General features: G+C 73.4%; 17 protein-coding genes. 9 read left to right on the top strand and 8 right to left on the bottom strand.

The window, feature by feature from the left end:
* Positions 1 to 42 precede the first annotated feature (42 nt).
* Both GA0115242_RS11050 and GA0115242_RS11045 read left to right on the top strand, forming a co-directional pair.
* Entirely contained in the window at positions 43 to 672 is a 630-nt protein-coding gene (locus GA0115242_RS11050; protein ID WP_093827131.1) for a TetR/AcrR family transcriptional regulator, read from the top strand.
* 33 nt (positions 673 to 705) lie between these two features.
* Positions 706 to 1,431 (top strand): Mut7-C RNAse domain-containing protein, encoded by a 726-nt coding sequence (locus GA0115242_RS11045; protein WP_093827129.1) that lies wholly within the window; start codon positions 706 to 708, stop codon positions 1,429 to 1,431.
* 28 nt (positions 1,432 to 1,459) lie between these two features.
* Here GA0115242_RS11045 and GA0115242_RS11040 read toward each other — a convergent pair whose 3' ends face one another.
* Together GA0115242_RS11040 and GA0115242_RS11035 are read right to left on the bottom strand one after the other, a co-directional pair.
* Positions 1,460 to 3,490, bottom strand: coding sequence for a thioredoxin domain-containing protein (locus GA0115242_RS11040; protein WP_093827127.1), 2,031 nt, complete (start codon positions 3,488 to 3,490; stop codon positions 1,460 to 1,462).
* Positions 3,491 to 3,664: 174 nt separating this feature from the next.
* Positions 3,665 to 4,495, bottom strand: a complete 831-nt coding sequence (locus GA0115242_RS11035) for an endo alpha-1,4 polygalactosaminidase (RefSeq protein ID WP_093827125.1) — start codon at positions 4,493 to 4,495, stop codon at positions 3,665 to 3,667.
* Between the two features lie 492 nt (positions 4,496 to 4,987).
* On the opposite strand from GA0115242_RS11035, the gene GA0115242_RS11030 reads away from it, so the two are divergent.
* Positions 4,988 to 5,578 carry a TetR/AcrR family transcriptional regulator gene (locus GA0115242_RS11030; protein WP_093827123.1) on the top strand — a complete coding sequence of 197 codons (591 nt, stop codon included), beginning with the start codon at positions 4,988 to 4,990 and terminating at the stop codon, positions 5,576 to 5,578.
* A 241-nt stretch (positions 5,579 to 5,819) separates the two neighbouring features.
* Here GA0115242_RS11030 and GA0115242_RS11025 read toward each other — a convergent pair whose 3' ends face one another.
* On the bottom strand, positions 5,820 to 6,836 hold the full coding sequence (locus tag GA0115242_RS11025; RefSeq protein WP_093827121.1) for an SMP-30/gluconolactonase/LRE family protein: 1,017 nt from the start codon (positions 6,834 to 6,836) through the stop codon (positions 5,820 to 5,822).
* 198 nt (positions 6,837 to 7,034) lie between these two features.
* Between GA0115242_RS11025 and GA0115242_RS11020 the strand changes: the two genes are divergently transcribed.
* Both GA0115242_RS11020 and GA0115242_RS11015 read left to right on the top strand, forming a co-directional pair.
* Positions 7,035 to 8,840: a flavin-containing monooxygenase gene (locus GA0115242_RS11020; protein ID WP_093827119.1), complete on the top strand. Its 1,806-nt coding sequence runs from the start codon at positions 7,035 to 7,037 to the stop codon at positions 8,838 to 8,840.
* Positions 8,841 to 9,027: 187 nt separating this feature from the next.
* Positions 9,028 to 12,228 (top strand): tetratricopeptide repeat protein, encoded by a 3,201-nt coding sequence (locus tag GA0115242_RS11015; protein WP_093827117.1) that lies wholly within the window; start codon positions 9,028 to 9,030, stop codon positions 12,226 to 12,228.
* A gap of 142 nt (positions 12,229 to 12,370) precedes the next feature.
* On the opposite strand, the gene GA0115242_RS11010 is transcribed toward GA0115242_RS11015, so the two are convergent.
* Both GA0115242_RS11010 and mca read right to left on the bottom strand, forming a co-directional pair.
* On the bottom strand, positions 12,371 to 12,640 hold the full coding sequence (locus tag GA0115242_RS11010; RefSeq protein ID WP_237548981.1) for a hypothetical protein: 270 nt from the start codon (positions 12,638 to 12,640) through the stop codon (positions 12,371 to 12,373).
* Positions 12,633 to 13,493 (bottom strand): mycothiol conjugate amidase Mca, encoded by an 861-nt coding sequence (gene mca, locus GA0115242_RS11005; RefSeq protein ID WP_161353083.1) that lies wholly within the window; start codon positions 13,491 to 13,493, stop codon positions 12,633 to 12,635. The genes GA0115242_RS11010 and mca overlap by 8 nt, the downstream gene beginning before the upstream one ends.
* Positions 13,494 to 13,663: 170 nt before the next feature.
* On the opposite strand from mca, the gene GA0115242_RS11000 reads away from it, so the two are divergent.
* Together GA0115242_RS11000 and greA are read left to right on the top strand one after the other, a co-directional pair.
* The gene (locus GA0115242_RS11000) at positions 13,664 to 14,062 is read left to right on the top strand and encodes a DUF4307 domain-containing protein (RefSeq protein ID WP_093827111.1); all 399 of its coding nucleotides are present in this window, start codon (positions 13,664 to 13,666) and stop codon (positions 14,060 to 14,062) included.
* Between the two features lie 177 nt (positions 14,063 to 14,239).
* Positions 14,240 to 14,740 (top strand): transcription elongation factor GreA, encoded by a 501-nt coding sequence (gene greA / locus GA0115242_RS10995; protein ID WP_093827109.1) that lies wholly within the window; start codon positions 14,240 to 14,242, stop codon positions 14,738 to 14,740.
* A gap of 105 nt (positions 14,741 to 14,845) precedes the next feature.
* Here greA and GA0115242_RS10990 read toward each other — a convergent pair whose 3' ends face one another.
* The 3 genes from GA0115242_RS10990 to ilvA all read right to left on the bottom strand — a co-directional run bounded on the left by GA0115242_RS10990 (position 14,846) and on the right by ilvA (position 18,261).
* Positions 14,846 to 15,718 (bottom strand): ABC transporter permease, encoded by an 873-nt coding sequence (locus GA0115242_RS10990; protein ID WP_093827107.1) that lies wholly within the window; start codon positions 15,716 to 15,718, stop codon positions 14,846 to 14,848.
* Positions 15,715 to 16,761 carry an ATP-binding cassette domain-containing protein gene (locus tag GA0115242_RS10985; protein ID WP_093827105.1) on the bottom strand — a complete coding sequence of 349 codons (1,047 nt, stop codon included), beginning with the start codon at positions 16,759 to 16,761 and terminating at the stop codon, positions 15,715 to 15,717. Before GA0115242_RS10985 ends, GA0115242_RS10990 begins: the two co-directional genes overlap by 4 nt.
* Positions 16,762 to 17,031: 270 nt before the next feature.
* The gene (gene ilvA, locus GA0115242_RS10980) at positions 17,032 to 18,261 is read right to left on the bottom strand and encodes a threonine ammonia-lyase (protein ID WP_093827102.1); all 1,230 of its coding nucleotides are present in this window, start codon (positions 18,259 to 18,261) and stop codon (positions 17,032 to 17,034) included.
* A gap of 163 nt (positions 18,262 to 18,424) precedes the next feature.
* Here ilvA and GA0115242_RS10975 point away from each other — a divergent pair, with 163 nt between their 5' ends.
* Positions 18,425 to 18,934 (top strand): MarR family winged helix-turn-helix transcriptional regulator, encoded by a 510-nt coding sequence (locus GA0115242_RS10975; RefSeq protein ID WP_093827100.1) that lies wholly within the window; start codon positions 18,425 to 18,427, stop codon positions 18,932 to 18,934.
* Positions 18,935 to 19,089: 155 nt separating this feature from the next.
* Positions 19,090 to 19,587, top strand: coding sequence for a sigma factor-like helix-turn-helix DNA-binding protein (locus GA0115242_RS41535; protein WP_093827098.1), 498 nt, complete (start codon positions 19,090 to 19,092; stop codon positions 19,585 to 19,587).
* The last annotated feature ends 22 nt before the right edge of the window (positions 19,588 to 19,609 follow it).

The following is a 19,609-nucleotide window of genomic DNA, read 5'->3' as shown; positions in this document are numbered from 1 at the left end:
GCGGGCGGTACGGACGGGCGGCCGATGCCCGACAATGAGCCCATGACCACCGCACGTCCCGCGCCCTCGGCCGACCGACCCCGGCCGGGCCTGCGGGAGCGGAAGAAGGCCAGGACCCGGGGAGCGATCCGCGCCGCGGCCCACACCCTGATCGCACGGCAGGGCTACGACGCCACGACGATCGAGCAGATCGCCGACCGGGCCGAGGTCTCCCCGTCGACGGTGTCGCGGTACTTCACCGCCAAGGAGGACATCGTCCTGCCCGACGAGGACACCGCGCGTCTCCTCGACGCGCTGCGGCGCCGCCCGGCCGACGAGCCCTGGCGGACGTCGGTGCGGCACGTGGTGCGCGCGGCCGTCGACCTCGGCACCGCGGACGGCCCGGACGTGGCCCGGCTGCGCGGCCGTCTGCTGGCCGAGGTCCCCGCCGTCCGCGCCCGGCTCCAGGAGACGGTGTCCGCCACCGGCCGCCTGCTGTGCGGGGCCGCCGCCGAACGCGCCGGGCTCGACCCGGACGACCTGGAGGTCAGGGTCTTCACGATGTCCCTGCTCGGCGGCCTGCTGGAGGTCCCGCTGTACTGGGCGGAGCACGGCTTCCAGGGGGACCTCGCCGACCTCGTGGACCGCGCCCTCGACGACCGCGCGCCCCGCCCGGCCGCCGGAAATCCCTGAGCCGCCGACCTCGGCCCGTGCCATCCTGACCGGGTGAACGGACCCGAGATCCAGGTGGACGTCGCCCCCGGGCTGACCCTGTTCGTGCCGCGGGTCCGCCGCGCCGGACCCACCGCCCTGCGTGTCGACGGCAAGGCGACCCTCGGCCATGTCGTGGAGTCCCTCGGGGTCCCGCTGACGGAGGTGGGCGCGCTGGTCGTGGACGGCCGTGAGGTGGCCGCGGGACACGTCCCGGCCGACGGCGAGTCCGTCACCGTCCGGCCGGTCGAACGCCCCCAGCGGGTGCCGGGCGCCCCGCTGCGCTTCCTCCTCGACGTCCATCTCGGCACCCTCGCCCGCAGGCTGCGGCTGCTCGGGGTGGACGCCGCCTACGAGTCGACGGACATCGGCGACCCGGCGCTCGCCGCCCGCTCGGCCGCAGAGCGCCGGGTCCTGCTCAGCCGCGACCGCGGCCTGCTGCACCGGCGCGAGCTGTGGGCGGGCGCCTTCGTGTACTCCACCGCTCCCGACGCCCAACTCGACGACGTGCTCGACCGGTTCCGCCCGGAGCTCACGCCCTGGACCCGCTGCACCGCCTGCAACGGCCCGCTGCGCCCGGCCACCAAGGCGGAGGTCGCCGACCAGCTCGCGGGCGGCACCCGCCGCACCGTCGACGTCTTCGCCCGCTGCGGGGACTGCGGTCGCGCCTACTGGAAGGGCGCCCACCACGAGCAGTTGGAGACGATCGTGACGCGCGCCCTGGCGCAGTTCGCGCGCTGATCCGGCCCACCGCTGGGCGGGGCCCCTCTCAACTGCTCAGCGTGGTGCGCAACTTGACGGGGTCGGTGGTGGGGGCGTCGCAGGTGAAGTGGCGGCAGACGTACGCGGCCGGGCCGCCGTCGACCAGCGGCCGGTCGGCGAGCAGCGGGAACTCGTCGCTCCCGGCGGTCCCGTAGGCGACCACGGCGCCGGGCGCGAGCCCCAGCAGCGCCGTGCGGTGCAGGGCCTTCGAGGCGGTGTCGTCGGCCGCCGACGCCACCACGGCGACCTCACGCGGCCCGTCGAGGAGCGCCTCGGCGACCGCGAGACCCCAGCCGACGAACCGGGGCACCCGCGGGCCGAGCGTCCGCACCACGCCCAGCGCCCTTTCGGCGGCGGCACGGTGCGGCGCGGAGCCGGTCTGCGCCGCGTACCCGAGCAGCGCGCCCGCGGCGGCGGTCCAGCCGGACGGGGTGGCGTTGTCGGTCGGGTCCTGCGGACGGCGGATGAGCCGCTCGGCGTCGGCGGCGGTGTCGAAGAGGGCGCCGGTGTCCGGGTCGGTGAACCGGGCCAGGACGTGGTCGAGCAGGAACCCGGCGAACTCCAGCCAGACGCCCTCGCCGGTGACCGACGCGAGCGTGAGGAAGCCTTCGGCGACGTCGGCGTAGTCCTCCAGCACCCCCGCGTTGGCGCCGGCCTTGCCGTCCTTGCTGGTGCGGGCGAGGCGTGCCTGCTCGTCGAGGTGGAGCCGGACGAGGAGGTCGGCGGCGCCGACGGCCGCGTCCACCAGGTCGGGGCGGTCGAAGTAGGCGCCGGTCTCGGCGAGGGCGGCGACGGCGAGGCCGTTCCAGGCGGCGACCACCTTGTCGTCCCGGCCGGGTGCCGGGCGCCCGGCGCGCGCGGCGAGCAGCCGCTGCCGGATCGAGTCGATCTTCCCGGCGTCGAACACGCTCTCCTGCTGCGGGAGTTGCAGCACCGAGGCACCGTGCTCGAAGGTGCCCTCGTCGGTGACGCCGAAGTAGTGGGCGGCGATCCGGGCGTCGTCCGCGCCGAGCGTCTCGGTCAACTGCGCGGGGGTCCAGGCGTAGTAGGCGCCCTCGACGTGGCGCCCGGTGCCGTCGTCGCTGTCGGCGTCCAGCGCGGAGGCGAACCCGCCCTGTTCGGTGCGCAGTTCGCGGACCATGAAGTCGGCGGTCTCCAGGGCGATCCGGCGGGCCTGCTCGGAGCCGGTGGCCCGCCACAGGTGCGCGTACACCCGGCACAGCAGCGCGTTGTCGTAGAGCATCTTCTCGAAGTGCGGCACGATCCAGTCCCGGTCGACCGAGTACCGGGCGAACCCGCCGCCGAGCTGGTCGTAGATCCCGCCCCTGGCCATCCGCTCGCAGGTGTCCTGGGCCATCTGGAGGGCGCCCTCGGCACCGGTGCGCGCGTGGTGGCGCAGCAGGAACTCCAGGACCATGGACGGCGGGAACTTGGGAGCGCCCCCGAATCCGCCGCGCTGCGGGTCGTAGGCGCGGGTGAGTTCCAGCAGGGCCTGCGCGGTCTCCTGGTCACCGGGGGCGGTGCCGGTGCCGAAGGCGATCTCGCGTTCGGAGAGATCCTTGACGATCTTCCCGGCGACCTCGGCGACCTCGTCCCGCCGGTCCCTCCACGCGGTGCTCACGCCCTCCAGCACCTGCCGGAAGGACGGCATGCCGGGCCGCGCCTCGGGCGGGAAGTAGGTGCCGAAGTAGAAGGGCTCGGCGTCCGGGGTGAGGAACACGGTCATGGGCCAGCCGCCCTGCCCGGTGGCCGCCTGCACGGCCTCCATGTACACGGCGTCGACGTCCGGCCGCTCCTCGCGGTCCACCTTGACACTGACGAAGTGCTCGTTCAGGTAGGCGGCGGTGACGTCGTCCTCGAAGGACTCGTGGGCCATGACGTGACACCAGTGGCACGCGGAATACCCGACGGACAGCAGCACGGGCACCCCCCGCCGCCGTGCCTCCTCGAAGGCGCCCTGCTCCCAGGGCCACCAGTCGACGGGGTTGTCAGCGTGCTGTTGGAGGTAAGGGGAGGTCACACCAGCGAGCCGGTTCATACGATCCAGGCTCTCACAGCGGCCACCTCACCCGTGGAACCCGCACGGCGCACGCCGGCTGCGCCGGGCGGCCCGCGCGGACCCCGCCGGTGAGAACCCCGGGTGCGCCCGGACACCGGCCTCCCCCGCAGGGAAGTGCCGGCGTCCGGGCGCGCGGACCGGGTGGGTCCGGGGTCAGCGGGTGGAGCAGGTCTTGCGGGGGCCGTTGGGGGTGACGGAGACGTCGCGCTGCACGATGCTGAAGACACCCGCGTACGCGGTGCAGGCCCGCTTCAGGCCGGCGTCGGTGTACTCGATGTCGATCATGCGGTTGCCGAACGCCGCGTAGTACTCGGGGCATTCGGGCGCGGTGGCGTCCGGCCAGATCACGCCGCACTCCTCGACGACGGCGAAGTCGATGCCGAGCGAGGCGGCGTCACCGGCGAGTTCGAGGGTGTTCTTCTGGGCGATCGCCAGGTTCTTCGCGTGCGCCCGGTCGACGAGCAGCTTCATGTACTTCTTCGAGTCGCTCGGGTCGATCAGGCCCTTGGAACGCGTGTAGTGGTCGTAGTTGTCCGGCTCGACGGCGTCGAATCCCTTCGTCGCGCATTCGTCGATCCATCCCCCGACCTTCTGGAGAATGGCCGCGCGCTTGGCGTCCGTGCGCACGTCGAGCATGTACTCGCCGGGCCACTCCTTGTCCTCCACCAGCTTGCCGTTCGCGTCGCGCAGCAGGAGGTCCGCCGCCCATTCGGAACTCGCGCCGGGCTGGGTCTGGAAGGCGTTGACGTAGCAGATGTTGTACAGGCCGGCCGCGGGCGTCGCCGTGTGGTCGCGGCTGACGATCTTGACTCCGGCGGCGGGTGTGTAGGGGCCGCCGATCTGGTAGTCGAAGCTGCCCGCGGCCGGGGGCAGCGTCTTGGCCGACGCCGCCTCGGACGGTGTGGGCCAGGCGACGAACGCGGCCGCCAGCACGACGGCCAGCACCAGACATCGGTGCAGAACGCTGATCGCGTTGTCCTTCATACGGGATCTCCGAGAGATCGTGGGTGCGTCCCCGCCTCGGACGGTGTTCGACACGTCCTGGCGACTCGGTCCGGGCTCCGAACTCGTTCTCGATTCGCTACCGGATGGGCGCACCTCTTCGGCGCAGAGGAGCGGTGCCTCTGGCTCGATGCAGCAGTGAAGCGGCTTCCGGCCGACCCTGTCAATGCGCCGGGAAATCACACCCGCCCGGACCCGGACCGGATTTTCACAGGCGGCCGCCCCCATGTCCCGGTATGCAGAACTCCGCCCGGAAGACATCGGCATGGCGAGAGAAAGCCCTCCGAATCCGAGCATTCCGTCCGGCATGAGGGAATTTCCCTATCCGGGTGTCCTCCCTCGGATTTCCCGCGCCCGGTGGCTCTGCGGGTTCCGCTCCGCCCGCGCCCTCGCCTCTGCCGCGTTCGTTCCGTCGTGCGGTCACCCGTCCTCCGCGCCCCCACGCCCCCACGCCCCCGGCGGTACCCTTCCCGGGTGACAGAGCACCCAGCGCCGGACGCCGTGCGCCGGGCGAACGAGGGCCCCAGGGCCGCCGCCCGCAACCGGGCCGCCCTGGTCGGCGCCGCCCGCGAGATATACGCCCAGCACGGCCTGGCCGCCCCGCTCTCCGCGATCGCCCGGCGGGCGGGGGTCGGGCAGGGCGTCCTGTACCGGCACTTCCCCGACCGGGCCGCCATCGCCGCCGCGGTCCTGGAGGAGAACGTCCGCCAGGTCGAGCAGGCCGCCGCCGCCGAGGGCGCCACCGCCGCCACCGTCCTCGGCGTGCTGACCTGGCACCTGACGGAGTCGGCGGCCTTCATCGGCCTGCTGCACGCCGACAGCGCGATCAGCCCGCGCGGTACGGCGCCGCACGCGCTGGCGCTCTCCGAGCGGGTGGAGCGCGCCCTGCGGGGGCACGCCCCCTACGGCGGGCGGCTGCACACCACGGGCGACCTCATGCTCGCCGTCGCCATGGTCTCCGGCGCCGTCACCGGGCCCACCCGCGAGGAGCGCGAGCGGCGCGCACGGGTCGCCTGGCACCTGCTCGGCGTCGAGGCGGACCCGGTGCGCCCCCACGAGGAGTGAACGAGCCCCACGGCAGACCCCGTTGAGCGGGTCCGCGCGGCGCTGACATCGCCGGTGAGCTGAGCCGCGGGGCGCGGGCGTCGCCGGTGAGCGGGCCGACGCGGCGCCGGCATCGCCGTCGAACGGAGCCGAGCGGTGCAGCCCGTCGCCGGTGGGCAGACCTCCGTCGCTCACCAACCCCCGTCACCAGTCACCGCGTTGACCCGCCCCCCGCACGTCACCCGCCCCGATCACCCTCCGCTCAGCCCCCGTTGGACTGCCGAACCCCCTCCGCCAGCGCGTCGAAGGTGTAGAGGTAGCCGCCCGCCGGGCCGCTGACCGTCATGTACGCCGTCCGGGTGCCGGGGGCGATCGCCACGTTCGTCGCCGATTCGAGTCCCTCCGTGCGGGCGGGGAGCCGGACCGTGGCGAGGCGCTCGCCGTACTGGTCGTAGACGATCATCGCGGCGCGGCCGTGCAGCCCCTGGTAGAGGTTGCCGTCGGCGTCCACCGCGATGGAGTCGGTCTGGGCGAGCCCGCCGTCGACCCGGATCGCGGTGTGCCGGGCCGTCACACGGCCGTCCGCGTCGAGGGCGAGGTGGGAGATCCGGTTCTCGGTGAGTTCGCTGATCCACAGACCTTGGTAACTCCGGTCGAACGAGATGCCGTTGGTGGCGGCGAGCCCGTCCGCGAGGACGTCGGTCCGCTCCCCCGCGCGGTCGATCCGCACCACCCGGCCGCGCGCCTCGCCCTCGGAGAGCCCGCGGGAGTCGCTGACGTACAGGTTGCCGTCCCGGTCGAAGGCGATGTCGTCGGGGTTCATGCGCGCGCCGTCGACCTCGCCGGAGAAGAACGTCCGGACGTCGCCGCCGTCCGGGGTCATGCTGACGATCTCCCCGTGCGCGTAGTCGGACAGGTAGAGCCGCCCGTCGTACGGGCTGAACTGGGCCGAGGTGTAGGCCCCTCGGGCATCGGTGTGGACCGCGCGGGAGGTCTTGCGGGCGACGTCGACGCGCAGCACCTTCGGCTCACCCGCGGGCGCGGTGACGTCGACGACGAACAGGCCGCCGTCGCCGCCGAAGGTCGGGCCCTCCAGCAGCGTCATCCCGGTCTCCCGGTGTGTCGTCGTCAGCCGCATCACCTTCTTGGCCGTGATGGTCCTGCCCTGGTCCGCGGGGCCCTCCGTCCCGGTGCCGGCGGTCTGCGTGCCGCAGCCGGTGAGGGTCAGCGCGCCGGTCGCGGCGAGGGCGGCGAGGGTTCGGATCGGAAGTCGTCGCATAGGGGGGATCACTCCTCCTGTCCGCGGGCGCGGCCTTCCGGTGGCCTGCGCGTCGGTGGGGCGGACGCGGTGGCCGGATGCTGCGGTACGCCCGCACTCCAACCGGACAGTGTTGTCCGGTAGTTGCTACGGTAGCCGACGACCCGGCCGCCCGAGCGGCCCACGTGTCGACGCACCCACAGGATCGAGGCCCCCCACGTGACGACCCCGCACGCCCCCGACCCCCGCGGACTCGCCGAGCTGCGGGAGCGCTACCGCCTCGAACGCGAGCGCCGGGTCAGGCCCGACGGCGCCAAGCAATACCTGTCCACCGACGCGGAGTTCGGCTACTACGCGGCCGACCCGTACACCGAGGCGACCGAGCGCGCGCCGCTCACCGACACCGTCGACGTCGCCGTGGTCGGCGGCGGCTTCGGCGGCATCCTGGCCGGGGCGCGGCTGCGCCAGGAGGGCGTGGAGCGGGTCCGGATCGTCGAGCAGGGCGGCGACTTCGGCGGCACCTGGTACTGGAACCGCTACCCCGGCATCCACTGCGACATCGAGTCGCACGTCTACCTGCCGATGCTGGACGAGACCGGGTACGTCCCGGAGTGGAAGTACGCGCCCGGCGAGGAGATCCGGCGCCACGCGGTGCGCGTCGCCGAGCGGTTCGGCCTCTACGAGCACGCCCTGTTCAGCACCCAGGTCACCTCGCTGACCTGGGACGAGCCGTCCGGCACCTGGCTCGTGGCCACCGACAAGGGCGACGCGTTCCGGGCCACCTACGTGGTCACCGCCACCGGCACGCTCTCCGAGCCGAAGCTCCCGGGGATACCCGGCATCGCGGACTTCAAGGGCCACACCTTCCACACCTCGCGCTGGGACTTCGGCTACACCGGGGGCGGCCCGGACGGCGGTCTGACCGGCCTCGCCGACCGTCGGGTGGGGGTCGTCGGCACCGGCGCGACGGGCGTCCAGCTCATCCCGATGCTGGCCGAGGACGCCGGGCACGTGTACGTCTTCCAGCGCACCCCCTCCACCGTGGACGTGCGCGGCAACCGGCGCACCACCGCCGAGGACGTCGGCGCCGACCGGGACGGCTGGGCCCGCGCGCGCCGCGAGAACTACCTCCGCATCGTCTCCGGGGAGCCGGTCGACGAGGATCTCGTCGCCGACCGCTGGACCGCCTCGGCCGCCCTGCTGGAGAAGCTGCTGCCGAGCTTCCGCAGGCCGCTGGACCGCACCGGGTTCGAGGACGCCTACGAGGCCGCCGACGCCGTCAAGATGGACGAACTGCGGGCCCGCGTCGAGGAGATCGTCGGCGACCCGCGGACCGCGGAGGCGCTCAAGCCCTGGTACCGGTACGCCTGCAAGCGCCCCACCTTCTCCGACCTGTACTACCCGGCGTTCAACCGCGCCAACGTCACCCTCGTCGACACGGCGGACACCCACGGCATCGAGCGCGTCACCGAGAACGGGGTGGTGGTCGGCGGGACCAGCTACGAACTGGACTGCCTGATCTTCGCCACGGGCTTCTCCGTCGGCACCTCGGGCATCCTCTCGGGCAGGCTCCCCGTCCACGGCCGCGACGGCGTCCGGCTGCTCGACGCCTGGGCCCGGCAGGGTCCGCGCTCGCTGCACGGCTTCACCAGCAACGGCTTCCCGAACCTGGTGCGGATGGGGTCGCTGCACAACGCGAGCAGCGTCAACTACACGCACATCCTGGACGAGCAGGCCGTCCACGCCGCGGCCCTGATCGCCGCCGCGGAGACGGCGGGCGCCCGGATCGAGCCGACCCGGCAGGCCGAGGACGCGTGGCTCGCCGTGCTGGCCGACGGCGCCGCCGACCACGAGTGGTTCCACGCCGAGTGCACCCCCGGCTACTACAACGCCGAGGGCCGCGGCCGCCCCAACGGCCCCACCGCCTACCCGCACGGCGCGGTCGCCTTCCACGAACTCCTGCGCCGCTGGCGGGCGGAGTCCCTCCCGGAGATCCTGCGCACCGGCACCCCCGACGACCGCTGACGGACGGCGACACCGGAAGGGCTCCGGGACGGCCGGACCGACGAGCGCCAACAGGGCTGCAAGAGGGCCGAGTTGGTGTCCCGCGGCCCGGCCGTCGCCCAATCCCGCGATCTCCGCCCCCTCGCGCTCCCGCGCCGCCCGAAGGACACTCGTAGGCACAGGAGTTGACGCCGGAGGGGGACGGGACATGCGCGACGGTCATCGCACGGACGCCGAGCGGGTGCTGGCCCGAGCCGTGGAGGAAGAGGTGCGGCGGTCGGGCGGACGCAGCGACGGGAACGTGCTGCTCTCCAGGGCCCGGGGCGCGCTGGACACCATGGCGGAGTCGGCCGCCGAGGAGTACGGTGCGTACACGCACGCGCTGGACGAGGCGGAGGCCGGGCGCCTCAGCTTCGCGCAGCGGTACGCGCGCGAGGGCGCCGGGACCCCGCTGCTGGTGGCGGCCGTCGCCGCGGTCGCGGCCGCCGTCTCCGACCTGGTGGTCGGCACCGACACCCAGACCGCGCTGGGCGTGGGCCTGACCGTCGGGGTGGTGGGCGCCGCGGCGACGGTGGTCAAGGTGGCCGGTTCCCATCTGCCGGCCGCCCACCACCGCGCCGGAGCCGCGAGCCAGCCGGGCGGGCCCGAGCAGTTGCGGCTCCAGTGGCTGACCGCCCTGGAGGTGCGCGGCATCCGCCCCTTCCTCGACCAGCAGCGGGTGCTGGCCGCGTCCACGGGCCCGAAGAAGACCGGGCCGCAACTGCGCGGCGCGGACAAGAGCGGCGCGGCCCGCGGACGCAGCGTGCTGGCCCAGTCGTTCGCGCAACTGCCGGACATCGAGGGCGTGTTCGCGGGACGGCGGGTCGAGATGGGCCGCATCAGGCAGTGGGTGCAGGCGTCGCGGGCCAGCACCACCACCCGTCCGACGGTCGTCGTGCTGCACGGAGCGCCCGGCAGCGGCCGCACCACCCTCGCCGTACGGGCCGCGCACGAGCTGCGGGACCACTTCCGGGGCGCCTGCGTCGTCGACCTGCGCGGCGGCAGCCCCGAGGAGCCGCCGCTGCCCACCCGGGACGCCCTGCTGCACCTGCTGAACCGCCTCGGCGCACCCCGCGAGCAGCTCCTGTTCCGTGAGCGCTCCTCCCCCGACCAGCAGGTCAAGCGGTTGAGCGAGCTGTACCAGCAGCATCTGACCCGGGTCGCCGTCACCGTCGTCCTGGACGACGCGTCGGATCCGGCGCAGGTGCGCGCGCTGATCCCGGAGCGGTCCGACAGCCTGGTCCTCGTCACCGCCGCGCGACCGCTCGACCCGGCCGATCTCCCGGGCGACGTCCACCAGTTGCCGGTGACGGCGCTGGACGCGGCGGGCTCCGAGGAGCTGCTGGAGGCGGCCGCGCAGGACAGCACCGGACCCTACGACGCCGAATCCGCCGAGCGGATCAGGGAGTTGTGCGGCGGGCTGCCGCTGGCGCTGAGCGTCGCGGGCTCGGCGCTCGGCCCCCGCTCACCGCGCCGGCTCGCCACGGATCTCGGGGTGTACGGGCCGGTGGAGCCGGTGGAGCGGGCGCTGTGGCTGCGCTACACCGACCAGTCCGACCCGGCCAGGCGGCTGCTGCGCCGTCTCGCGCTGGCCGGGCGGGCGTCGCTGGGCGCCGCGGCGGCCGCCGCGCTGCTGTCCACCGACGAGACGGAGGCCAGACGCCATCTGGCCGCGCTCTCCCGGGCCGGGCTCATCGACCATGTGCGCGGCAGCCGCTACCGACTCCACGACCTGGTAAGGGCGTTCGCGCACGCCCGGCTCCTCGACGAGGAGGAGCAGACGGAGCGGACGGCGGCGCAGGAGCGGCTGATCGTGAACTACGCCGAGCTGGCGGACTCGGTGCTGCGGCTGGTCGACGGCAACATGTCGACCCGCTCCGACCGGTTCAGCCCGCACGGCTTCACCTCCCTGGACGAGGCGCTGCGCTGGCTGGACGACGAGTCCAGCTTCATCACCTCCACCCTGCGGCACGCCGAGGGCGTCAACCAGGCGTCCGTGCTGAACCTGCTGGGCGCCCTGTGCGACTACTGCCTGCTGCGCGGCGACCTCTACCGCCTGGGCGAGATCAGCGAGTTGGCGCAGGCCGTCGACCAGGGGCTGCTGGTCCGCTCGGTGCAGTGGCGCACCGGCATCGCGGCCCGTCAACTGGGCGAGCTGGACAAGGCGCGGGCGACCCTGACGTCCGTCGTCGACCTGTACCGGGACGCCCATCACGACGCGGGGGTGGCGCGCGCCCTGTGCTCCCTCGGGATCACGCTGCACCACCAGGGCAGTCTCACCGAGGCGGCGGCGAAGCTGCGGGAGGCCCTCGACCTCCAGGCGCCGCCGGAGCTGGCGACGGACCGGGCCTGGACGATGCACGCCCTCGCGGCGGTGGAGCGCGACCGGTCGCATCTCGCGGAGGCGCTGACGCTGCTCACCGACTCGCTGGTCCTGCACCGCGCGGGCGAGTCCGTGCACGGGGAGGCGTGGGCGCACTTCCAGTTGGGGCAGCTCGCCCTGCGGATGGGGGACGTGCCGCGCGCGGACCAAGAGCTGCGCGCGGCCCTCGAACGGTACGGCCGCACCCGGGACGCGCGCGGCGAGGCGTGGGCGCTGACCCAGCTCGCCCGCGCCCGGCTCCTGGACGGGGACGCCTCGCCCGCCGTGGACGAGCTGCGCCAGGCCGCCGCGCGGCACCGGGAGAACGAGGACGCGCGCGGTGAGGCGTGGACGGTGTACTACCTGGGCCAGGCCCTGGAGGAGACCGGCGACCTGGACCGGGCGGTGCGGGAGCTGGAGCGCTCCCGCACGATGTTCTCCCGGATGCGGGACGTGTACGGGCTGGCCTGCGCCCGGCACCACTCGGCCCGGGTGACCCGCGACCAGCGGGCGGCCCAGACCGGCTCGCTGCGCAACTCCGGGTTCGCCCGCCAGCTCCTGGTCGACGCGCGCGCCGACTTCCAGCGCATCGGCGTCGCCCACGGCGAGGCGTGGACGTGTCTGGAACTGGTGGTGGTGGACGCGGGCAACGGGCGCGCGCAGCAGGCGCTCGCGCTGTGCGACGAGGCGGCGACGCTGTTCGCGTCGTACGGTGACCGGCGCGGTGAGGACTGGGCGCGTTTCCTGCGCTGCACGCTGCTGCCGTACGCGGCGCCCGGCGGCACGGAGGTGGGGACGGCGGTCGCCCAGGAGGAGCTGGCCCAGCTGTCCCGTACGTCCCATCCGCTGCGGGACGAGAAGCTGACCGAGTACGCGGCGGCCTACCGGCTCCTGCTGGAGCGCGGCGTGGACCTGGACGCGGGCTGGCAGGCGTGGCGCCTGGGCATGGTCCCGAGCCGCCACGCGCGCGAGGTGATGGGGGTGCCCGTCGCCGACGCGGCGCGGTGAGGCCCGGGGGCGGGACGTCCCGCCCCTGCCGGGGCCGTCCGCCCCGGGACCGGTCGCGTCCGCCCCGATGGGGCCGTCGTCCGGACAGGGGTGGGCGGGGTGCGGGCTCGCCGGCCGCCGTCCGGACCCGCGCGCGCGGGCGTCAGCTCCGTGGTTCGCGGTTCCCGGCCGTGCTCCGGTCGGCTTCGGTCCGCTCGGCGGCCTGCGGCTCCCGCTCGGCCCCGGGTTCCTTGAAGTCGACCCGGTTCATGTGCCGGCTCATCGACTTCATCAGCCCCCAGACGGCCACGGCCATCGCCGCGAAGACGACGAAGCCGAGGACGCCGGGGGTGACCTTGTTCTCGTCCACCTCCTGGGCGAGGGGGACGAGGTGCGCCATTGCCACGCTCACGCTTGCACTCATGTCATGCATTGTCGCGGATGCCCGCGAAGAGGTCGTCCTCGGGGAGGGAGGTGTCCACGAGGGACTTCGCCAGCTCGTACTCCTCGGTCGGCCAGACCGCCTTCTGGAGGTCGAGCGGGACCCGGAACCAGCCGCCGTCGGGGTCGATCTGGGTGGCGTGGGCGAGCAGCGCCTTGTCGCGGACCTCGTAGAAGTCCGCGCACGGGACGTGCGTGGTCAGGGTGCGCTCGACCCGCGCGAACTCGGCCCACCGCTTGAGCCAGTCCCCGTACGGCGACTCCAGGCCGCGGTCCAGCATCGCGTGGTGCAGGGCCTCGGTGCGGGGGCGGTTGAAGCCCTGGTTGTAGTAGAGCTTCCGCGGCTGGAACGCCGGGCCGAACTCCGCCTCCGGGTACTTCTCGGTGTCGGTGGCACCGTCGAAGGCGACCATCGTGATCTTGTGGGTCATGATGTGGTCGGGGTGCGGGTAGCCGCCGTTCTCGTCGTAGGTGGTGATCACCTGCGGGCGGAACGAGCGGATCTGCTTCACCAGCTCGCCGGCCGCCTTGTCGACGTCCTCCAGGGCGAAGCAGCCGTCGGGGAGCGGGGGCAGCGGGTCGCCCTCGGGGAGCCCGGAGTCGACGAAGCCCAGCCACTCCTGCTTGATCCCGAGGATCGCGCGGGCCTCGTCCATCTCCTTCTTGCGGACCTCGTGGATGTGCTCCTCGATGTACGCGTCGCCCTGGAGCTTCGGGTTGAGGATGGAGCCGCGCTCCCCGCCCGTGCAGGTCACGACCAGCACGTCCACCCCCTCGGACACGTACTTCGCCATGGTCGCCGCGCCCTTGCTCGACTCGTCGTCGGGGTGGGCGTGCACGGCCATCAGTCGCAGCTGGTCAGTCAAGACTCATTCCTCAGTCAGTCGGCGCCCCCGCGGGCGGGGGTGCGATCGGCGGCTTCTATAGTGACCGAATCGGAGGGCGAATAATTCCGGGGTCCGCACCTGGGGCCCCTTTCGGGACCGCGGTCCCGCACCGCGCGAGAGGACCGATCATGAGCGCCGTGAGCACGCGTCGGCCCGACGGCCGCTACGGCCGTTCCTCGGACGAGCGGGCCGACCGCACGCTCAAGGTCGTCGGTGCCGTGCTCGGGGCGCTGCTGGTGGCGCTGATCGGCTACTTCGCCTACCACTACGTCGCGCAGAACAAGATCAGCGGCGAGGTGATCACCTTCGACGTGGGCGAGCACGCGGTGAAGGTGCATCTGGAGGTCCGCAAGGACGCCGGTGCGAGCGGCTACTGCACCGTCCGCTCCCAGTCGCGGGACGGCGCCGAGGTGGGCCGGGCCGACTTCCGCTTCGGCGGGGACGCGACCCGCATCGACGAGGTGGTCACCCTGCGCACCACCTCCCCGGGGACGACGGCGGAGCTGCTCGGCTGCCACGCCGACTGACGCGGCCCGCCCCCGCTCCAATACATCACCGCTGACCTGCGCTGACGGGTTTCTGACGGCTTATGTCCTCCCCCTTCGGCCGGTGAATTGTTAGGCTCGTGGTTTCGCCCTTCCATGAAGGAACATCCTTCTGGGTAGGGCGATGCTTTGTATTCCCAGTACCTACGAGGAGCACCTGTGACCCAGACCAGCGACAACGTCACCTGGCTGACCCAGGAGGCGTACAACCAGCTCAAGGCAGAGCTGGAGTACCTGTCTGGTCCCGCGCGCACGGAGATCGCCGGGAAGATCGCAGCCGCGCGCGAGGAAGGGGACCTGCGCGAGAACGGCGGGTACCACGCGGCGAAGGAGGAGCAGGGCAAGCAGGAGCTCCGGGTGCGCCAGCTGACCCAGCTCCTGGAGAACGCCAAGGTCGGTGAGGCCCCGGCCTCCGCCGACGGCGCCGTCGCGCCGGGCATGGTCGTCACGATCGCCTTCGACGGCGACGAGGACGACACCCTCTCCTTCCTTCTCGCCTCCCGCGAGTACGCCAGCTCCGACATCGAGACCTACTCGCCGCAGTCCCCGCTCGGCTCCGGCGTGATCGGCCACAAGGTCGGCGAGGACGCGGAGTACGAGCTGCCGAACGGCAAGAAGGCCTCCGTGAAGATCATCAAGGCCGAGCCGTACAACGGCTGACCGCGCCCGGCCCTCCGGGGGCCGCCGCCCAGCACGCCTCTGACGAGACCCCCGGTGTCCCGGACGCCGGGGGTCTCGTCATGCCGACGGGAGGGCGGCGCGGGATCAGGCGGTGGCGGAGCGGTACTTGCGGACCGCCAGCGTCCGGAAGACGGCCACGATCAGGACCGAGTAGATCAGCGACGCCCACACCGGGTGCTGCATCGGCCAGGCCGTCGAGGCGGAGACCCCGGGATCGCCGAAGAGGGTGCGGCACGCCTGCACCGTCGCGCTGAACGGGTTCCAGTCGGCGATGTGCCGCAGCCAGGGCGTCATCCGGCTGGAGTCCACGAAGGCGTTGGAGATGAACGTCACCGGGAAGAGCCAGACCAGGCCGCCGGAGGTCGCCGCCTCCGGGGTGCGCACCGAGAGGCCGATCAGCGCGCCGATCCAGGTGAAGGCGTACCCCAGCAGGAGCAGCAGGCCGAAGCCGCCGAGGACCTTCCCGATGCCGGTCGGCTCCGCGTAGCCGGGGCGCCAGCCCACGATCAGCGCGACGACCGCGAGGACGGCCAGCGTGATGGAGGTCTGGACGAGGTCGGCGACCGTGCGCCCGGTGAGGACGGCGCCGCGCGCCATCGGCAGCGAGCGGAACCGGTCGATGAGGCCCTTGTGCATGTCGTCGGCGATGCCGGCGCCCGCGCCCGCGGTGGCGAAGGTGACGGTCTGGGCGAAGATCCCGGCCATCAGGAAGTTCTTGTAGACGTCCGGGCTGGTGGAGCCGCCGACCTGGATCGAGCCGCCGAAGACGTACGTGAACAGGACCACGAACATCACCGGCTGGATGACCGCGAAGAGCAGCATCTCGGGGATCCTGGACATGCGGATCAGGTTGCGCCGGGCGACGACCAGCGAGTCGCGGACCGACTGGCCGAGCGCGCCGACGGTGCCGGTGGGCGGGGGCGCGGGGGTGGGTGCGGGGTCGGTGACGGCGCTCACTGGTCTGCCTCCTTCTGCCGGCCGCGGTCCTTGCCGCGGCCGCGTCTGCGGGCCTTGGGGTCCTCACCGGTCCCGTCCGCCGGGTCGGTCGCGGTGTCCGCGTCCTCGGTGGCGTGACCGGTGAGGGAGAGGAAGACGTCGTCGAGGGTCGGGCGGCGCAGCCCGACGTCGTCCATCTCGATGCCGCGTCCGTCCAGGTCGCGGATGACCTCGGCGAGGAGCTTCGGGCCCCCGGTGACGGGCACGGTCAGCCTGCGGGTGTGCCGCTCGACGGAGACGGCGCCCTTGCCGTAGCCGCCGAGGATCTCGGCGGCGGCCGTCAGGTGTTCGCGGGCGTGCACCACGACCTCGACGCGCTCGCCGCCGGTGCGGGCCTTGAGGTCGTCCGATGTGCCGCGGGCGATGACCCGGCCGTGGTCGACGACCGCGATGTCGTGGGCGAGCTGGTCGGCCTCCTCCAGGTACTGCGTGGTCAGCAGCAGGGTGGTGCCGCCGGAGACGAGGCCCTTGATGACCTCCCACAGCAGTTGCCGGTTGCGCGGGTCGAGCCCGGTGGTGGGTTCGTCCATGAACATGACGGGCGGGGAGACGACGAGGGCCGCCGCGAGGTCGAGACGGCGGCGCATCCCGCCGGAGTAGGTCTTGGCGGGGCGGTCGGCGGCGTCGGTGAGGCTGAACTGGTCGAGGAGTTCGACGGCGCGCGCCTTCGCCGCCCTGGACCGCATCTGGTAGAGCTGGCCGACCATCTGGAGGTTCTCGCGGCCGGTGAGGTACTCGTCGACGGCGGCGAACTGGCCGGAGAGGCCGATCGAGCGGCGCACCTCGTTCGGGTGGCGCAGGACGTCGAGACCGGCGACGAGGGCCCGGCCACTGTCCGGCCGCAGCAGGGTCGTCAGGCAGCGGACGGCGGTCGTCTTGCCCGCGCCGTTGGGCCCGAGCAGACCGAGGACCGTGCCTTCGGGGACATCGAGGTCGACGCCGTCCAGAGCCCTTACGTCGCCGAAGGTCTTGACCAGAGCCTCGGCATAGATGGCGCCCGGCATATCTGTCTCCACGTCGTCGGGTGGTCGGTTTCGTCGGGGATACTGGGGAAAGCATGGGCTCACCCCGATCGGTCCGCACACGGGTGACATACGAGCGGACGGCACGCGAGTGACACGCGACACACCATAACGCGATGTATCGCGTCCCTCAACGGATTTTCCCGAACGAGTGACGAGGCCGCGGGGAGCCGGTCGGCCACCCTCCCCGCCCCCGCTCCCGCCCTGCCGACGCCCCCGCCGACACCTAGTGGCGACGGCCGCCGCGCGGCCTCAGTCGATGACCGTGTAACCCGCCTCGCCCAAGGCGCGGCCCACCTCGGCGCAGTGCTCGGGGCCCTTCGTCTCCAGGTGCAGCTCCACCTCCGCCTCGGTGAGCCCGAGCCGCGAGTCGGTCCGCACATGGCTCACGTCGACGACGTTGGCGTCGGCCGCCGACAGCGCCCCGAGGAGCGAGGCCAGCGCCCCGGGACGGTCGGTCAGGCGCAGCCGGACGGCCAGGTAGCGGCCCTGCGCGACCATGCCGTGGCGCAGGATGCGCTGCATCAGCAGCGGGTCGACGTTGCCGCCTGACAGCACGGCGACCACCGGCCCCTCGAACTCCCGGGGCCGGGCGAGCAGCGCCGCCACCGGGCTCGCCCCGGCCGGTTCCACCACCAGCTTGGCCCGCTCCAGGCAGAGCAGCAGCGCGGCGGACAGCTCGTCCTCGCCGACCGTGCGGACCTCGTCCACCAGGTCGGCGACGATCCGGAACGGCACCTCGCCCGGCCGGCCCACCTTGATGCCGTCGGCCATCGTCGCCGGGGCCGCGATCGACACCGGGCGGCCCGCCGACAGTGAAGGCGGGTACGCGGCCGCGCCCTCCGCCTGGACGCCCACGATCCGCACGTCGGGCCGCAGCTCCTTGACGGCGACCGCGATACCGGCGGCGAGCCCGCCGCCGCCGACACCGACCACGAGGGTGCGCAGCTCCGGGCACTGGTCCAGGATCTCCAGGCCGACCGTGCCCTGACCGGCGATGACGTCCGGGTGGTCGAAGGGGTGGATGAACACCGCGCCCGTCGCCGCCGCGTACTCCTGGGCCGCGGCCAGCGTCTCGTCGACGACCTGGCCGTGCAGGCGCACCTCGGCGCCGTAGTCGCGGGTGGCGCTGATCTTGGGGAGGGGCGCCCCGATGGGCATGAACACGGTCGCCCGGACGCCCAGCAGCGCGGAGGCGAGGGCGACGCCCTGCGCGTGGTTGCCCGCGCTCGCCGCGACCACCCCGGCGGCCCGCTCCTCGGGCAGCAGCCCGGCGATCCGCACGTAGGCGCCGCGCAGCTTGAAGGAGCCGGTCCGCTGGAGGTTCTCGCATTTGAGGTGGACCGGCGCCCCGACCAGCTGGGACAGGTGCCTGCTGCCCTCCATCGCCGTCACCCGCGCCACGCCCGCGAGCATCTTCCGCGCGCCCCGCACGTCGTCCAGGGTCACGGAGCGCAGGGGGTCGGCCGTGCTGTAGCTCATGGGTCCAGCATCGCAGCCGGGCCGCGGACGGCGCCCGGGTGACCAGTCCCCGAGACTGGTTTGCGCAGCGCCGGTACGGCCCGCGCCCCGGCCGCGTACCCTGTCCCCCATCCCAGCAGCCCCTTCATGAAGCGAGCTTCCGGCCATGCCCACAACGCCTGAAATGTCGATGGACATGACGACCCTCGGTGACACCGCTCTCCTCGACACGTTGCAGCACGAGGTGGCGGTCTTCGCGCGCCGTGCCGAACAGACCCGGCTCGGCGGGGTCGGCCAGGTGCGCAACTCCATGGACCGCGCCGCGTACCTGCTGCTCAACCGGCTCGACAAGGAGGGCCCGATGGGCGTCAAGGCGCTCGCGGCGAGCATGGGCATCGACTCCTCCACGGTCACCCGGCAGGTGGCGCCGCTGGTGGACACCGGCCTCGTCAAGCGGACCTCGCACCCCGAGGACGGCCGCGCGGTGGTGCTCCAGCTCTCCCCGCGCGGGCTGGCCCGCCTGGACGAAGTGCGGTCCTCCAGGCGCCAGTTGATGGCGGAGCTGACCCAGGGCTGGGCACCGGAGGAACGGGAGGTGTTCTGCGCGCTGCTGACCCGCTTCAACACCGGACTCTCCGCGCGGATGTCGGCCCAGGGCGCCCCGGGGCCGGACGAGACGCCGTCCGCCTCGTAGGACCGCCTCCCCGCGCGCCCGGCTCTTGACCGGGGGCCGCCGCTGTCCTCATATGAAGACCTGCGCCTGTCGTCGCCCGCGGACCGGCGTCCGACGTCCTCCTAGGACCCGGAGACCGCCGTGGGGGCCGCCGGGCGCGTCGGGAGGGAGGCGCGGTGCGGGCACGGCAGGCGGTCCTGGACGCCCGCAGGACCCGGGAGTTCGAGGCGTTCGTGGCGGGGGCCGCCGGACGGCTGCTGCAGACGGCGACACTGCTCACCGCCGAGCCCCCGGACGGCAACCCGCGCGCGCGTCGGCTGCTGACGCTCGCCCTCGCGCACACGTACGCGTACTGGGACCGCGCGCGCGGCGAGGACCCCTACGACCGGGCCCGCCGGTACCTGGCCGACCGCTTCGCGCGCGGTGCCTGGCACCAGTACGGCGGGGTGGTCCCCTTCCGCACCCGCCCGGCCGGTCCACTGGCCCTGCTCACCCCGCAGGAGCGCCTGGTCCTGGTGCTGAGGCTCTACGAGGGCGTCGCCGAACAGCAGACGGCGGCGCTGCTCGGACTCCCCCTGGAGCGCGTCCGCACGGTCTGCGACCGGGCGACGGCCACCCTGCTGCACCCGCCCGGGGAGCGGCCCAGGACGGCGGCCGGGGCGGCGGCGTCATGAGGACGGCGGCAGCCCGCGTGGG

This window comes from Streptomyces sp. SolWspMP-5a-2 (genome assembly GCF_900091845.1).
Lineage (GTDB): Bacteria > Actinomycetota > Actinomycetes > Streptomycetales > Streptomycetaceae > Streptomyces > Streptomyces doudnae.
Note: the sequence above shows the minus strand (reverse complement) of the source record. Positions and strands in the feature narration are given on the sequence as shown.

Bases quoted from the DNA above. Each gene is read 5' to 3' on its own strand.
- GA0115242_RS10985 (WP_093827105.1), bottom strand. From the start codon at position 16,761: ATGCCGGGCGCCATCTATGCCGAGGCTCTGGTCAAGACCTTCGGCGAC.
- GA0115242_RS11000 (WP_093827111.1), top strand. From the start codon at position 13,664: ATGAGCGCCGTGAGCACGCGTCGGCCCGACGGCCGCTACGGCCGTTCC.
- GA0115242_RS11050 (WP_093827131.1), top strand. From the start codon at position 43: ATGACCACCGCACGTCCCGCGCCCTCGGCCGACCGACCCCGGCCGGGC.
- GA0115242_RS10975 (WP_093827100.1), top strand. From the start codon at position 18,425: ATGTCGATGGACATGACGACCCTCGGTGACACCGCTCTCCTCGACACG.
- GA0115242_RS11015 (WP_093827117.1), top strand. From the start codon at position 9,028: ATGCGCGACGGTCATCGCACGGACGCCGAGCGGGTGCTGGCCCGAGCC.
- GA0115242_RS11025 (WP_093827121.1), bottom strand. From the start codon at position 6,836: ATGCGACGACTTCCGATCCGAACCCTCGCCGCCCTCGCCGCGACCGGC.
- GA0115242_RS11035 (WP_093827125.1), bottom strand. From the start codon at position 4,495: ATGAAGGACAACGCGATCAGCGTTCTGCACCGATGTCTGGTGCTGGCC.
- GA0115242_RS11010 (WP_237548981.1), bottom strand. From the start codon at position 12,640: ATGCATGACATGAGTGCAAGCGTGAGCGTGGCAATGGCGCACCTCGTC.
- ilvA (WP_093827102.1), bottom strand. From the start codon at position 18,261: ATGAGCTACAGCACGGCCGACCCCCTGCGCTCCGTGACCCTGGACGAC.
- GA0115242_RS11040 (WP_093827127.1), bottom strand. From the start codon at position 3,490: ATGAACCGGCTCGCTGGTGTGACCTCCCCTTACCTCCAACAGCACGCT.
- mca (WP_161353083.1), bottom strand. From the start codon at position 13,493: ATGGCCGTGCACGCCCACCCCGACGACGAGTCGAGCAAGGGCGCGGCG.